General features: G+C 63.5%; 14 protein-coding genes and 1 tRNA gene. 7 read left to right on the top strand and 8 right to left on the bottom strand.

Annotation, left to right across the window (positions count from 1 at the left end; all coding sequences use genetic code 11):
• Positions 1-149: 149 nt before the first annotated feature.
• Both FJ956_RS30050 and FJ956_RS30045 read right to left on the bottom strand, forming a co-directional pair.
• Positions 150-1127 carry a GlxA family transcriptional regulator gene (locus FJ956_RS30050; protein WP_140684865.1) on the bottom strand — a complete coding sequence of 326 codons (978 nt, stop codon included), beginning with the start codon at positions 1125-1127 and terminating at the stop codon, positions 150-152.
• Positions 1124-1552: an NUDIX domain-containing protein gene (locus FJ956_RS30045; RefSeq protein WP_140684864.1), complete on the bottom strand. Its 429-nt coding sequence runs from the start codon at positions 1550-1552 to the stop codon at positions 1124-1126. Before FJ956_RS30045 ends, FJ956_RS30050 begins: the two co-directional genes overlap by 4 nt.
• 90 nt (positions 1553-1642) lie before the next feature.
• Here FJ956_RS30045 and FJ956_RS30040 point away from each other — a divergent pair, with 90 nt between their 5' ends.
• The gene (locus FJ956_RS30040) at positions 1643-2152 is read left to right on the top strand and encodes a GAF domain-containing protein (protein WP_140684863.1); all 510 of its coding nucleotides are present in this window, start codon (positions 1643-1645) and stop codon (positions 2150-2152) included.
• Between the two features lie 18 nt (positions 2153-2170).
• Here FJ956_RS30040 and FJ956_RS30035 read toward each other — a convergent pair whose 3' ends face one another.
• Positions 2171-3190, bottom strand: coding sequence for a YeiH family protein (locus FJ956_RS30035; protein WP_246672248.1), 1020 nt, complete (start codon positions 3188-3190; stop codon positions 2171-2173).
• A 220-nt stretch (positions 3191-3410) separates the two neighbouring features.
• Between FJ956_RS30035 and FJ956_RS30030 the strand changes: the two genes are divergently transcribed.
• A complete protein-coding gene (locus tag FJ956_RS30030) occupies positions 3411-3794 on the top strand; it encodes an ACT domain-containing protein (protein WP_140684862.1) in 384 nt (127 codons plus the stop codon).
• A gap of 148 nt (positions 3795-3942) precedes the next feature.
• On the top strand, positions 3943-5376 hold the full coding sequence (locus FJ956_RS30025; RefSeq protein WP_140684861.1) for an aldehyde dehydrogenase family protein: 1434 nt from the start codon (positions 3943-3945) through the stop codon (positions 5374-5376).
• A gap of 86 nt (positions 5377-5462) precedes the next feature.
• Here the strand turns inward: FJ956_RS30025 and FJ956_RS30020 are convergent, their stop codons facing one another.
• Positions 5463-6245 (bottom strand): aspartate/glutamate racemase family protein, encoded by a 783-nt coding sequence (locus FJ956_RS30020; RefSeq protein WP_140684860.1) that lies wholly within the window; start codon positions 6243-6245, stop codon positions 5463-5465.
• A 131-nt stretch (positions 6246-6376) separates the two neighbouring features.
• Between FJ956_RS30020 and FJ956_RS30015 the strand changes: the two genes are divergently transcribed.
• Positions 6377-7300 (top strand): LysR family transcriptional regulator, encoded by a 924-nt coding sequence (locus FJ956_RS30015; protein ID WP_181170415.1) that lies wholly within the window; start codon positions 6377-6379, stop codon positions 7298-7300.
• 15 nt (positions 7301-7315) lie between these two features.
• Here FJ956_RS30015 and FJ956_RS30010 read toward each other — a convergent pair whose 3' ends face one another.
• The gene (locus FJ956_RS30010) at positions 7316-7759 is read right to left on the bottom strand and encodes a hypothetical protein (RefSeq protein WP_246672247.1); all 444 of its coding nucleotides are present in this window, start codon (positions 7757-7759) and stop codon (positions 7316-7318) included.
• A 249-nt stretch (positions 7760-8008) separates the two neighbouring features.
• Here FJ956_RS30010 and maiA point away from each other — a divergent pair, with 249 nt between their 5' ends.
• Positions 8009-8743: a maleylacetoacetate isomerase gene (maiA, locus tag FJ956_RS30005; protein ID WP_246672246.1), complete on the top strand. Its 735-nt coding sequence runs from the start codon at positions 8009-8011 to the stop codon at positions 8741-8743.
• An 8-nt stretch (positions 8744-8751) separates the two neighbouring features.
• Here the strand turns inward: maiA and FJ956_RS30000 are convergent, their stop codons facing one another.
• The 3 genes from FJ956_RS30000 to FJ956_RS29990 form a co-directional block, all read right to left on the bottom strand.
• Positions 8752-9372, bottom strand: coding sequence for a hypothetical protein (locus FJ956_RS30000; RefSeq protein WP_140684858.1), 621 nt, complete (start codon positions 9370-9372; stop codon positions 8752-8754).
• Between the two features lie 102 nt (positions 9373-9474).
• Positions 9475-9548: transfer RNA gene (locus FJ956_RS29995), tRNA-Gln, on the bottom strand.
• Positions 9549-9749: 201 nt separating this feature from the next.
• Entirely contained in the window at positions 9750-10682 is a 933-nt protein-coding gene (locus tag FJ956_RS29990; RefSeq protein ID WP_140684857.1) for a YbhN family protein, read from the bottom strand.
• 265 nt (positions 10683-10947) lie between these two features.
• Here FJ956_RS29990 and FJ956_RS29985 point away from each other — a divergent pair, with 265 nt between their 5' ends.
• Together FJ956_RS29985 and FJ956_RS29975 are read left to right on the top strand one after the other, a co-directional pair.
• Positions 10948-12315: a Ppx/GppA phosphatase family protein gene (locus FJ956_RS29985; protein ID WP_140684856.1), complete on the top strand. Its 1368-nt coding sequence runs from the start codon at positions 10948-10950 to the stop codon at positions 12313-12315.
• A gap of 337 nt (positions 12316-12652) precedes the next feature.
• Positions 12653-13366, top strand: coding sequence for an RlmE family RNA methyltransferase (locus FJ956_RS29975; RefSeq protein ID WP_140684855.1), 714 nt, complete (start codon positions 12653-12655; stop codon positions 13364-13366).
• Positions 13367-13583: the final 217 nt, after the last annotated feature.

Raw genomic sequence — 13583 nt, 5'->3', positions numbered from 1 at the left:
CACGATCGACCATCCGAATCATCCCCCTTCATTCCTGACCTACGGAATCACCAACCCGGTTCCGTGCAAAGCCCTCAAAGTGGGGGAGATGTCCGGCAGAACAGAGGGGGGCGCTGTCCCGCCTGCGTTTCATCGCGCAGCGCGCACCCCTAATGCCGCCGCATCGCCTTAGGCGCATGCCCATGCTCCTCTCGAAACGCCCTTGCAAAGCTCGACATCGACGCAAACCCGCAGGCCAGCGCGACATCGCGCACCATCAGCGTCGAATGCGCCAGCAGGTCGGCCGCTCGCTTGAGCCTGAGCCGCCGGTAATATCCGTTGGGCGAGATATCCAACTCGGCGCGGAAATTGCGCTCAAGCTTATCGGGCGAGACGCCGAGCCGCTCCGCCAGCTCCGCCATGCCGAGCCGCTCTTCCACAGCGTCCTCCATGATGGCGATGGCCGACAGCACCAGCTCGTTCTGAACGCCGGTGCGCAGCCTGAGCGGCATCAGCTTGCGGTCGACGCTGGAGCGCAAGGGAGAATGCACGAACCATTCGGCGACGCCCGCCGCGATCTCGGCGCCGCAGTCTCGCGTGATGATCTCCAGCATCATGTCGAGGCTGCCGACGCCGCCGGCCGAGGTGAAGCGCTTGCGGTCGATGACAAAAAGGTCGCGCCGAAGCTCGATATCCGGAAAAGCTTCGGTAAAGGCTGCCTGGCTGGTCCAGTGCAAGGTGCAGGCATGGCCGTCGAGCAGGCCGGCGCGGGCGAGGAAGAAAGCGGCGTCGGCGACAGCGCCGATATGCGCGCCGCCGCGCAGGCTTTTGCGGATCCAGCTCATCGCCTCGTCGGCCACGACATGGTCGGCATCGCCGCCCGAGCATACGACGATGCGGTCGACCTTCGGCGCGTCGGAGGCTGAAAAGCCCGGCTGGATGACGACGCCGTTGGAGGCCTCGACGGTGCCTTGATCGGCGCCGATGATCACCCAGCGATAGCAGTCGCGCTTGGCAAGAATATTGACGGCGCGCAGCGGCTCGATGACGGAAGAAAACGCCATCATTGGAAAGCCGGGAAAGACCAGCACCGCGAAGGTCAAAGTCGCTCCGTCCGCCGCCTGTTTTGGCTCGTTGCGTGAACTCATGGCTGGCGGCCGTAGCGCGGCAGCACGATATCGGCGGTAAGCGGCGCCAGTTCCATGCCGCTCGCCAGCTCCGGGTTCAGCCAGATCATTTCCTCGATCTCTGCCGCCGGGACCGGCTCGCCGGTGATGGAGAGCTCGAACAGCTCGGCCTCGACGCGTGCGTCAGGCTCATTGGCGGCGGGCGCCGAGAAGGAACCGAGATGAAAGGCCGAGCCCGGATCGACGGCAACGCCCAGCTCCTCGCGCAATTCGCGTGCAAGGGCGGCGGCCGGCAACTCGCCCGGCTCGATCTTGCCGCCGGCCTGCATGAAGGCGCTGGTGCCGCGCTTGCGCACCAGAAGCAGCCTGCCGTCGTCGTCGCGGATGACGGCGGCGGCGATCCGGATCGTCCTGGCCCTTGATATTCTGGAATGGCTGGAGGTCACGATAGGCTGTTTCCCGGCGGCGGTTTTGGTGGCAGAGAGAGGTGAACTGTAGCTGGCCGCACGGCCGGCTTGCAACGGAGAGATCAAGCGATGTTTGCGGCAACGGCAATCGACACAAGCAACAAGCCGGCCTTCTACAAGGAGTTGGCCACGCAATTGAAAGCGCTGCTGGAAGGCGAGGGCGACTCCGTCGCCAATGCCGCCAACACCGCGGCGCTGATCTACCAGATGGTGCCCGACCTCAACTGGGCCGGCTTCTATTTCCTTGCTTCCGAGGACGAGCTGGTGCTCGGGCCCTTCCAGGGCAAGCCCGCCTGCGTTCGCATCGCCGTCGGCAAGGGCGTCTGCGGCAAGGCCATCGAGCTCGACATGTCGATGCTGGTAAAGGACGTCAACGAATTTCCCGGCCATATCGCCTGCGATGCCGCTTCGCGTTCCGAGCTGGTGGTGCTGTTGCGCGACGCCGAAGGCGCGTTCGGCGTGCTCGACCTCGACAGCCCGCTGCCCGGGCGCTTCGACAAGGAAGACCAGGCCGGCATCGAGAAACTCGCCGCGATCTATGTCGCGGCGTGCTCGTTCGAGGACGATGACGAAGACTGAGGCCGGCCCAGACCTGCCTCAGGCGAACTTCACCAGCATCAGGCTGAAACAGCCGATGAAGAGAAAGGCCGAAAAGGCCAGCATCAGCGGCCGAAGACCGCGCGAGCGCAGCTGCGAAATATCGGCCTGAAGGCCCATGGCGGCGAGCCCCATGGTCAGCATCACCTGCGCGGCTAAAGCGATCACCGAGTGGAACTGGGCCGGGATCGCGACCAGGCTGTTCAGCGCCACGACCGCGACGAAGGCCACGACGAACCAGGGCAGCGGCGGCCTGGCGCCGGAAGCGTCGGTGCTGCCGCGGCGCGCCATCAGGCCGAGCGCGATGACCATTGGGGCCAGCATGGCGACCCGCGTCAGCTTGGCGACGGTCGCGGTCTCGCCGGAGAGCGTGCCGTTCTGGAAGCCGGCGCCGATCACCTGCGCCACCTCGTGGATCGAGGCGCCCGCCCACAGTCCGAAGGCGTGCTGGTCGAGGCCAAGAACCGGCGCCAGCAGCGGGAAGCCGAGCATGGCGACGGTGCCGAACAGCGTGATCGCGGCAACCGCGTAGGTCACGTCCTCGTCGCGCGCGTCGGTGACGATGTTGGTGGCGACGATCGCCGAGGCGCCGCAGATCGAGGTGCCGGCGGCGATGAGCTGCGCGAGCTTCCGGTCGACGCCGATCAGCCGGCCGAGCGTGACGGTGAAGAGGAAGGTGGCGCCGAGCGTGGCGGCGACGATGCCGACACCGCCAAGGCCGATGCCCGCCACCTGGCCGAGCGTCAGCCGGAAGCCCAGCAGCACGATGGCGAAGCGCAGCAGGCGCTTCTGCGAGAAAGCAATGCCGGCCTTGGCATGGGCGGGCAGGCCGAGCACGTTGGAATAGACCATGCCGGCGACGACGGCGAGGATCATCGGGCTGAACAAGGCGAGGCCGGAGAAACCGCGCGCAGAATAAGCGACGCTGGTGATCATCGCCACCAGCACCAGTCCCGGCACCACGCCGGTTGAGATCGAGGTCAGGGCAGGACGCTTGCGCTCGGCGCTGGCCGAGTTCAGGCGATTTGGAAGATCGTTCGCGGTGGCGGGTAGGAAGGACAATTGGATTCTCCAGGCGCTTGCCTCGCCGAAATGCCATTCCAAAACCAATTCTTCCAACGAATTATTCGAGTTATAATGATCAATTTTTACGATTAATCGATAGGGTTGATTGGCATAACAAACACCGCTAGCTCAATCCTTGAATGGCTGATCCCCGTAAGCAGGAGCTGTATGAGAAATGACTCCCAGCGTCAGGCTGAAACAACTACCTGCCCGCTACGCGATCTCTCGGCTCGAGTCCGCCGAGCCTATACCGGATTGGGCCGATGGACCGGGATTCGTCAGCATCAGCCGGACCGATGATGAGTTGTCCATAGTCTGCGTGCAGGACCGTGTTCCTGTCGCTGTGAAGCAGGACCGGGACTGGCTATGTTTCAAGCTGCAAGGCCCATTTGCCTTCGACGAGACCGGCATCGTGCTTTCGGTGGTCAGGCCCTTGTCGGAAAACGGTCTTGGGGTATTTGTGGTGTCGACCTTCGACGGTGATCATCTCCTGGTAAAGGCTTCCGATGGTGTAAGGGCGGCGGCCCTGCTGGAGAACGCCGGCCACACGCTGCTATAGTGCTCGAAATCGGGAGCTTTCCGGATCCCCGTCGCCTGGCGCAATCACCGGTGCTTGCGTTTGGCATCGCTCGCATCGTTATCTCTGACGGAATACGACGCTAGTCCCCACCACAATCGAGACCCACGGCCGACCGAGGAGGAAATCCATGTCCCATAATCTGCAATTCTATATCGACGGCGCCTGGGTCGATCCCGTGGTGCCGAACGCTCTCGACGTCATCGATCCCTCGAACGAGGACGCTTTCGCCCAGATTTCGCTCGGTACCAAGGCCGACGTCGACAAGGCCGTCGCAGCCGCCAAGCGCGCCTTCGCCACTTTCGGCTTCACCTCGGTCGAGGAGCGGCTCGAGATCCTCAACCGCGTCGTCGAAATCTACAAGAAGCGCAGCAAGGACCTGGCGCTCGCGGTCTCGCACGAGATGGGCGCGCCGCGCCAGATGGCGCTGGACAGCCAGGTCGGCGTCGGACTGGCGCATCTCGAAAAGATGGCCGAGGTGCTGAAGACCTTCCAGTTCCGCCGCGTCAAGGGCTCCTCGCTCATCGTCAAGGAGCCGATCGGCGTCGTCGGCCTGATCACGCCGTGGAACTGGCCGCTCAACCAGATCACCTGCAAGGTCGGTCCCGCGCTTGCCGCCGGCTGCACCATGGTGCTGAAGCCGTCCGAGATCGCGCCGCTCGACGCCATCATCTTCGCCGAGATCATCGACGAAGTCGGCGTGCCGAAGGGCGTCTTCAACCTCGTCAACGGCGACGGCCCGGGCGTCGGCCAGGCTTTGGCCAGCCATCCGGATGTCGACATGATGTCCTTCACCGGCTCGACCCGCGCCGGCATCCTGGTCGCCAAGGCGGCGGCCGACACGGTCAAGCGCGTGCATCAGGAGCTCGGCGGCAAGTCGGCCAACATCCTGTTCCCCGATGTCGATCTGGAGCGGGCCGTCACCAAGGGCGTCGCCGGCTGCTTCGGCAACAGCGGCCAGTCTTGCAACGCGCCGACCCGCATGTTCGTGCCGCGCGACCGTCACGACGAGGCGGCGGGCTACGCCAAGAGGGCGGCGGAAAAATTCACCGTCGGCCCAGCCGACGCGCCCGCGTCCAAGCTCGGCCCGGTGGTGAGCCAGCTGCAGTTCGATAAGATCCAGGATCTGATCCAGAGCGGCATTGAGGAAGGCGCTACCCTGGTCGCCGGCGGCCCCGGCCGGCCGGCCGAGCTCAACCGCGGCTACTATGTCCGCCCCACCGTCTTCGCCAATGTCACGCATGACATGCGCATTGCCAAGGAGGAGATCTTCGGGCCGGTGCTGTCGATCATGCCTTACGACACGGTCGACCAAGCGATCGAGCAGGCCAACGACACCGTCTTCGGCCTTGCCTCCTATATCCAGGCCAAGGATATCGAGAAGGCGCGCCAGGCGGCCGCCCGCATGCGTTCCGGCAATGTCTACATCAACTACCCGACCTGGGACGCCGGCCTGCCCTTCGGCGGCTACAAGCAGTCCGGCAACGGCCGCGAATACGCCGAATACGGCCTGGAGGATTTCCTCGAGATCAAAGGCATCGCGGGGTATGAGGCGGCTGAGTAGGCATCACGGGTCGAATCAGGCCTCCGAAGAAGCTTATGAAGGGCGCGGTCTCGACCGCGCCTTTTCATTTGGGCGGATCGCGCAGGTCAGATGTGACCGTAGAAATCCCGGTGCACGGCGACGGAATAGGCATAGTCCAGCAAAGTCGACCAGCTGAACACAGGCATGTCGATCTCCCGCTGTATCGCCCGGCCGAAGGGCTGGAACCCGGTGCACTCCAGCACCATGGCCCCCATGTCGGGATGGGCGGCGGCGAAATCCTTCGCGACCTTGACGATGTCGCGCTCGGCCAGGCCGTAATCCGCTGTCGGGATTTCGGGTCGGATGTCCTTCGTCCAGAGAGTGTCGAACTGGGGCGTCTTCCCGTCATCCTTGGCGCCATGGACGACGTAGTTCGTCCCGAGCATCACGCCCACCGAAGTCAGGTGCCGGTCACTGAGCCGATCCCCTTCGGCGACAAGAATGCCGACGACCCTTTCCGGGCTGACGATCATCTGGGCGAGGGGCACCTGCAGCAGGCTCGACGCGAAAACCGGCACGCCGACGCTAGCCGCGATCTCCTTCTGGAACCAGGCGAAGTAGCCGCATTCGGCGGCGATCGCGCGACATCCCATGCGTTCCAGTTTCCGCGCGGCCCTGACGATCGGCTCCAGCAGGGCCTTCTTGTCGTCGCCGCGGACGAGGTTCTGGATGTCGACGCCTTCGGCGATTTCATACTGGATCGGAAAGGGATAGGCGCTGGCGTTCCGCACATCGCCCGGGAAGCCCGGATACACCTCGTCCAGGATGATGATGCCCAGGCCCATTCCGTAGCAGGAATGATTCCTGCGGGCCTGAATTCGTTGAACACCTGAATCACGAGCCGTCATCCCTAGTCTCCGCATGTCGTTGCGGCGGACGCTAGTTGCTTATGAATAAGCAAGGAAATAGCGTTTCGTTATGGTCGTCCGAAGACGCTTATGAAGGTGCCGTTATGCTTTCCCGACGCGATGAGATATCCGTGCGCCGCGTGCGCAGCCTGCTGACGGTGCTGGAACTGGACTCGTTCACCCAGGCCGCGGAAGAGCTGGGCCTCACCCAGCCGGCCATCTCGCAGCACGTCACGCAGCTGGAAAAGCAATTGGGCTTCACGCTGCTGGTCCGCGACCGCGAAGGGCTTCGGCTCAGCCCTGCCGGCAGTTCGCTGTTGCCCGGGCTGCGGCGGCTCGTGGCGGGCAACGAGGCGATCGTCGACCAACTTGCTTCGCTCAGCCTGGGCACCGAGCAGATCCTGCGCGTGGCAAGCGTAGCGTCCTTCGCCGCGATGTTCATTGGCCCCGCCTTCCATGCACTGCGGCCCCGATTCCCCAACCATGTGCTCGATATCGTGGAGATCGACAGCGAAGAGACGTTTCAGCTCGTCCGGTCGAACGAGATCGATTTCGGCATCAGCAGCGTGTTCGTTCCGTCGCCCGGCCTGCTGTTCGAGTTGCTCTGCCAGGACGGCGCTTGCGTGGTCCTGTCGACATCGCATCCTCTCGCCGAGCGGTCGGAGCTTGCCGACGAAGAGGTGCTTGCCGAACCTTTCATCCGCTTTCCCTCTGGAACGACATCGGGCAATTGGCTGGCCATGATGTCTGAGCGGTCCGGCCTGCAGCCGAGGACCGTCGTCGAGGTGCGCCAGCTTATGACCGGCTGCCAGCTCGCGCAGCAGAACATCGGCCTGACCGTCGTCCCCGAGATCGCCGCCAGATCGTGCCCTCTGCCCGGCCTGACCGTGATTCCCTTGCGGGATGGCCTGCCGCCGAGAAAGCTGGGTGTGGTCACCAGCGAGTTTCACCAGCCGTCACTATTCGAGAATGCCGTTCTCGCGGAGCTTCGCAGGATGACCCAGCCGGTCGAGGTTAAGCCGAGAGACGCCTTTCGGCGGCAGGCAGGTGATTGAAAACCGCCGACCAGATCACGAGTTCGTCCGCCGCGCGAAATGCTCATAAGTCATCCGCCAAGGATCGCTCTCGGCGGCTCTCTCTTCGCCGATCCAATGAAAGCTGTCGGCCATGATCTCGGTGAAGCGCCATCTCGCTTGCAGGCCGCGCGAGTCCTCGCCGATCTGGACGATGTCCTTGCCGTCGGCGCGCCCGATCTGGCGTGAATAATCCTGGTTGAGCGGATCGCTCCAGATGACGTGCCAGCCGCCGATGCCGGGATCAAAGACACGCAAGGTGGTGCCGTACATGGTGGACGGGGCAGGCCGCCTTGGCCTGATCCAGATGTCCTGGATGGCGCGGCCTTCGAGCACCCAGCCGAAATGGCATTCGCCATCCCATTTCCGGATCGTGCCATCGTTGAGGTGATGGAGGGTGTCCATGTCCCAACTGCCGATCAGCCAGGCATAGAGCTCCATGTCTTTCGCTCGCTCGGCCGGAGGCCTACCGGATCTGAGACCAGCGAGAAACGGGGACATTGCAATCGCCATGATTTTCTCCAAGACGGGCAGCGAGGAGACGCTGGACCACTACCGCACAAGCCTCGCGCGTAGCGGGCTCCGGGTCTTGGGAAAAATTGCTCTAATGCCGCTGCGGTCGCCGCTCTGCCGCCTCGCATACAGGAACCCCGAGTCGCCTTGGGGCTGGCCGCAGGCTACAGTCCTTGCGTGAAGCTGCGCTTGCATACGCGATACCAGAACTCGGCCGGTCAGCGCGTGCGCATCGTGCTCAACCTGAAGCGGCTGCCATATGAGTATGTGGCGATCCCTTCGCTGTCGTCCGAGGCCTATCGAAAGCTCAATCCTCAGGGGCTGATGCCTGCCCTGGAGGTCGACAGGCGCGTCGTGGCTCAGTCGATGGCGATCATTGAATTGCTCGAGGAACTCTTTCCCGAGCCCAGCATCTTGCCGGACGACCCGATCCTGCGTGCCGAGGCGAGATCTTTCGCGCAACTGATCGCCGCCGATCTGCATCCCATCAACAACAACCGGATCCGGCGCTATCTCGCTGACGTGTTGGGAGCCGACGAGCCGCAGGTCCGAGCATGGTATCATCATTGGGTGCGGCAGGCGTTCTCCAGCCTGGAGGCGCAACTCGCGCAACAGCCGGCGCAGCTCCGGTACTGTTTTGGCGACCGGCCGGGATTGGCGGATGCCTGTCTCGTTCCGCAAATGGACAATGCACGCCGGTTCGACTGCGATCTGTCGCAGTATCCTCGTCTTTTGGAGATCGACACCGAGTGCCGCAAACTGGAAGAGTTTGCGAAGGCCGCGCCGGCGATGCAGCCGGATTATCCGGGAGCCTGGGCGACAGTTAGGAAGCGGCTAGATGGCGGGACCGTTGGACAAGGCAGCGCCAACCCGGGCATTATCACCGGAAACGAGCCGCGCCGGCCGCCCTAATCGGTTCCTTAGGGCAAGGCTGCATCTTGCCAGCCGGCCAACTCCGGCAGGTCATCAAGCCAACTTTTTTGTGTCATCGAACCTTCGCCGGCCTGCGGCGCAGCCTCAGTCGCGTTTTGAATGAGCCAGTCCATCCACTTGCGATAGGCAAGCGGGGCCAACTCGGGCGGCAACACCTTGGCCTTGGCCAGCATGCGTTTGCGGAAACTGACTTGCCTGCGCAGTTTGGTCGTCGTGAACTTGATGGCCTTACCTTGGTATTGAACCGTCCAGCGCCCATCCCCATGGCTGACAAGCCTGTCGATGGCGAAACCGGCATCGACCGGTCTATCGCGCCAGGGAAGCTCAATGGCATTCTTTCTCAGATCGAGTGACCATCGCCGGTAATCGACCCCGGCACGCTGGGGCGGCAGCACTCCGGCCTGTTCGAGTATCTTCCTGCGGAAGGTAGGCTGCCTCTTGATCTGGCCTGTCGTCAGCTCGATGCGATACCCACGGAATTCGATGTGCCACCGGATCCTCCCGTTGCCGACATACTTTACCAGCCTGTCGATGACGAACTCGTCCTCGGAAAGCATCACGCATCCTTGGCTAACGCTTTCGAGAATGTACTGGCTATCGGTGGGCATGACGCGGCATCGTGCAGAACCTTTCAGGAAGCATAACGATGCAAAATCGAAGAAGGGCAAAAATTGCCCACTAGGTTGCATATATTTTGTTGTGGAATGCTTTGGCTGGGGAACCTGGATTCGAACCAGGACTAACGGAGTCAGAGTCCGTGGGTCTACCGTTAACCTATTCCCCAGCAGGCGCGGCTGGTGCCGCGCGAAGCGGGCGGCTTATGTGCCGCGAGCGCTGCCTTGTAGCCGCCATCCGAAAATAGTCAAGCCCGCAGCTGAGATCAACGCAGGCTTTTTTGAGCCTTTGTCCGATGCATGTCGTTCCCCAAAACCGCTCCGCACTTTTGGGCGCCATGCCTTGGCTCCGCCGCCAGGCGCCGAAGGCCTCAGCGCTCGCCTCGGCTGTATTGCGAATGCTCGAAATAGAGCACCACGCCAAGGCCGATCAGCAGCGGAATGATGAGATAGAACAGGCGGAACACCAGAAGTGCTGCAAGCACGCCGACCGGATCCATGTCCGAAAGGCCGGTGAGGAAGACGACCTCGAACACGCCGAGCGCGCCCGGCGCATGCGAAAGGAGCCCGATCGAGAACGACACCATGAACACGCCGAGCACGACGAAATAGCCGGGATTGCCAACCTCGGGCAGGGCAAAATAGATGATCGCGGCGGCCCCCAGCAGTTCGACCGGCCCGATCAGCAATTGCCGCGCCACGATCGGCAGCGCCGGATAGTGCAGCTGGAAGCTGCCTATTTTCAGCGGTCTCAGCCGCAACCAGCTGCCGAAGGCGTAGGCGCCGACAAGGATGAGCATGGCGAGCCCGGCGGCGAAGGCCGCGCCGTGATGCGGCGTACCCGTGAAACGATCGATGATCTGGGGTTCCAGCAACAGCACGAGGCCGCCGAGGAAAACGCTGGACAGGATGAAGGTGAACCAGCAGATCGCCACCAGCACGCCGACTTCCTGGCCGGTCAGCCCCCGCGTGGCATAGGCGCGGTAGCGGATGACCGCGCCGGAAAACACCGAGCCGCCGATATTGTGCGACACCGCGTAGGTGGTGAAGGAGCACAGCGTGACGAACAGCCACGATACTTTCTTGCCGATATGCAGCAGCGCGATGTGGTCGTAGCCGGCGAGCGAGGCGTAGGCGACGATCGAGCTCAGCGCCGCGAGCAGCCAGCCGCGCGGCGGGATGGCGGAGATGCCGATCCAGACATCGTTGAGCGAAATGCCGCGCAGTTCGTGAATGAGCAGCCACAGCGAGAATGCGACGGCCGCGATGCCTATGACCGGCCAGAAATAGCGCCTCCAATTCATGGCGTCGTCATCATGCGTTGCAGCTCATTGAGTGATGTGCCCAAAACCCTGTCGAACCCTCATTTGAGACATGCCTGATTGAAGCCGGCTATTCAACCGGCAAGACATTGCCCCAACATGATGCTGGCAAAATGCGACATTAGCGAAATTCGGCCATGCGCTCTTGGTGATTGCGAACGGCGCTGCTACTCTGCCCTCAACTTGAAACAAATCGAGGTGCCTGCTGCGTCCGTTCCCGGTTCGCGCGGCGCCGGAAGGAACTGAAGTGGAAGACCACGATACCGGCGCGGGCGCGTCGGCAGTGGGCATGTCCGGGGCATCGCCGACGCAGTCGGCGGGCCAACATACGGCGCGATTCAGCCGCCACGCGGGTGCGCATCAAAGACATGCCGAACCCAGACATGCCAACCAGAGGCAGACTGGCGCAAGTCAGGCCGACCAGCAGGGCGATCAGCCGAAAGGCAAGACGCGCAAGCGCCGCAAGCGCAAGCGCGGCCGCAAGGTGTTCGCGCGCGACGAGAACGGCGCCGTGCCGCATCCCGCGCCGGGCGCGATCTCTGCAAGCCAACCTCGCAACGCGCCGCCGCAGGTTGAGCCAAGGCTGTCGGTCCCACAGCGTCCGCCGCAGCAGGAATTGCCGGTTTTCGCCGCGCTCGACCTCGGCACCAACAATTGCCGGCTGCTGGTCGCGGTGCCTGGCCGTCACGGCCAGTTCCGCGTCATCGACGCTTTCTCGCGCATCGTCAGGCTGGGCGAGGGGCTGACCGCCAGCGGCCGGCTAAGCCAGGCCGCGATGGACCGTGCCGTCGAGGCGCTGAAGGTCTGCGGCGAGAAGCTGCGCAACCGCAAGATCAGGAAAGCCAGGCTGATCGCCACCGAAGCCTGCCGTTCGGCCGCAAACGGCGTCGAATTCCTGGATCGCGTCGAGCGCGAGGCCGGGCTGAAGCTCGAGATCATCGACCGCCAGACCGAGGCCCGCCTTGCCGTTTCCGGTTGCGGCTCGCTGGTCGAGCGCGACACGCAGGGCGTGGTGCTGTTCGACATCGGCGGCGGCTCGTCCGAAATCGCCCTGATCGACCTGACCGGGCGGCGCTCTCCGCGGCTCGCCAATCACATCGTGTCGTGGACCTCGCTGCCTGTCGGCGTGGTGTCGCTCGCCGAGCGCTTCGGCGGCCGCACGGTCACGCGCGAGACCTTTGCCGCCATGGTCGACGACGTGGCCGCGCGGTTGAAGGTCTTCGACGGCCGCGACCGGCTCGCGCATGTGCTGGCCAGCCCCAACTTCCATCTGCTCGGCACCTCGGGCACGGTGACGACGCTGGCCGGCGTGCATCTCGATCTCGAGCGCTACGACCGCCGTCGCGTCGATGGCCTCTGGATGGATCGCGACAGCGTCGACCGCATGATCGAGCGGCTGATCGGCTGGGATTTCCAGCAGCGCTGCGCCAACCCCTGCATCGGCGCCGACCGCGCCGACTTGGTGCTCGCCGGCTGTGCCATCCTGGAAGCGATCCGCGGTGTTTGGCCGTCCGAGCGGCTGCGCGTCGCCGACCGCGGCCTGCGCGAGGGAATCCTGAGCGAACTGATGGCCGACGACGGCGTCTGGCGCAATGACGGCGGGCGCCGCGCATGATCCCAAAAAGTGGCCGCGTTGTTTTGATGAGCAGTCGACCCCCACTCCGTCGAGCTTCGCTCGACACCTCTTCCCCGATCGACGGGGGAGGGGAAAGGCGTGAGGTCGCCAGCCTTGGCTCCCTTCCTCTCCCTCCGAAGGGGGGAGAGGTGGCGCCGCGAAGCGGCGACGGAGTGGGGGAAGTCCTCCGTGAAACGCGAAGCCGTCGCAAAACCGGCACGACGAAGCAAGCCAGAAAAAGCGGACCAGAAATCCTGATACCGAATTTCAGGACCTGGCCCGCGAAAAGTCTCGATCGGTTTTCGCGCAGGATCATGCTCGGACAAGAAATCAGGCAATGACCAAGAAACCCGAACAGCCAGGATCTGCCGGCATTCGCGTCCTCAAGACCAGGATCAAGAAGAAGAGCGGCTTGAAGGAGTCTTCGCGCCGCTGGCTCGAGCGCCACATGAACGATCCTTATGTGCAGCGCTCCAAGGCCGATGGCTACCGCTCCCGCGCAGCCTACAAGCTGATCGAGATCGACGACAAGCATCGTCTCCTGAAGCCCGGCATGAAAGTGATCGACCTCGGTGCTGCCCCCGGCGGCTGGTGCCAGGTGGCGGCGGCGCGGACGAAGTCGACGGCGGAAAATCCGCACGTCGTCGGCATCGACTATCTCGAGATGGACGCGGTCCCGGGCGCCGTCATCCTGCGGATGGATTTCCTCGATCCCGACGCGCCGCAAAAACTTGCCGAGGCGCTGGGCGGCCAGCCGGATGTGGTGCTGTCCGACATGGCGGCACCCACGACCGGGCACCGCCGCACCGATCATCTGCGCACCATGCATCTGTGCGAAGTCGCGGCCGATTTCGCCCTGCACGTGCTCAAGCCCGGCGGGCATTTCCTCGCCAAGACTTTTCAGGGCGGCGCCGAGAACGAGCTTTTGTCATTGCTGAAGCAGAATTTCCGTTCGGTCCATCATGTGAAGCCGCCGGCCTCGCGGGACGAGTCGGTGGAGCTTTATTTGCTGGCGAAGGAATTCAAGGGTCCCGGAACTTCGTCATTCTAGGGCGGAGCAAGGAGCGAAGCGACGCGCGCAGACCCTAGAATCCATTCCGTTACCTCGGCCGAGAAACACAGCGGTCCAGAATTCGTGGCCGACATTCGCCGGAGTTGCTCCAAGTTCTCCACTGCAGCGGCACTGAAACATCACGGCATGGATTCTAGACGTTATGACCGTGGTCTGAGCGGCGGCCCGTCCTAAGTCTTTGCAGCTGTAAAGCAAA

This window comes from Mesorhizobium sp. B2-4-3, from assembly GCF_006442815.1.
Taxonomy (GTDB): Bacteria; Pseudomonadota; Alphaproteobacteria; order Rhizobiales; family Rhizobiaceae; genus Mesorhizobium.
Note: the sequence above shows the minus strand (reverse complement) of the source record. Positions and strands in the feature narration are given on the sequence as shown.

What these genes read in the sequence shown, in the direction of transcription:
- FJ956_RS30050 (WP_140684865.1), bottom strand. Translation starts at nt 1,127, where the DNA reads ATGAGTTCACGCAACGAGCCAAAACAGGCGGCGGACGGAGCGACTTTG.
- FJ956_RS30040 (WP_140684863.1), top strand. Translation starts at nt 1,643, where the DNA reads ATGTTTGCGGCAACGGCAATCGACACAAGCAACAAGCCGGCCTTCTAC.
- FJ956_RS30030 (WP_140684862.1), top strand. Translation starts at nt 3,411, where the DNA reads ATGACTCCCAGCGTCAGGCTGAAACAACTACCTGCCCGCTACGCGATC.
- FJ956_RS30025 (WP_140684861.1), top strand. Translation starts at nt 3,943, where the DNA reads ATGTCCCATAATCTGCAATTCTATATCGACGGCGCCTGGGTCGATCCC.
- FJ956_RS30020 (WP_140684860.1), bottom strand. Translation starts at nt 6,245, where the DNA reads ATGACGGCTCGTGATTCAGGTGTTCAACGAATTCAGGCCCGCAGGAAT.
- FJ956_RS30010 (WP_246672247.1), bottom strand. Translation starts at nt 7,759, where the DNA reads ATGGAGCTCTATGCCTGGCTGATCGGCAGTTGGGACATGGACACCCTC.
- FJ956_RS30000 (WP_140684858.1), bottom strand. Translation starts at nt 9,372, where the DNA reads ATGCCCACCGATAGCCAGTACATTCTCGAAAGCGTTAGCCAAGGATGC.
- FJ956_RS29990 (WP_140684857.1), bottom strand. Translation starts at nt 10,682, where the DNA reads ATGAATTGGAGGCGCTATTTCTGGCCGGTCATAGGCATCGCGGCCGTC.
- FJ956_RS29975 (WP_140684855.1), top strand. Translation starts at nt 12,653, where the DNA reads ATGACCAAGAAACCCGAACAGCCAGGATCTGCCGGCATTCGCGTCCTC.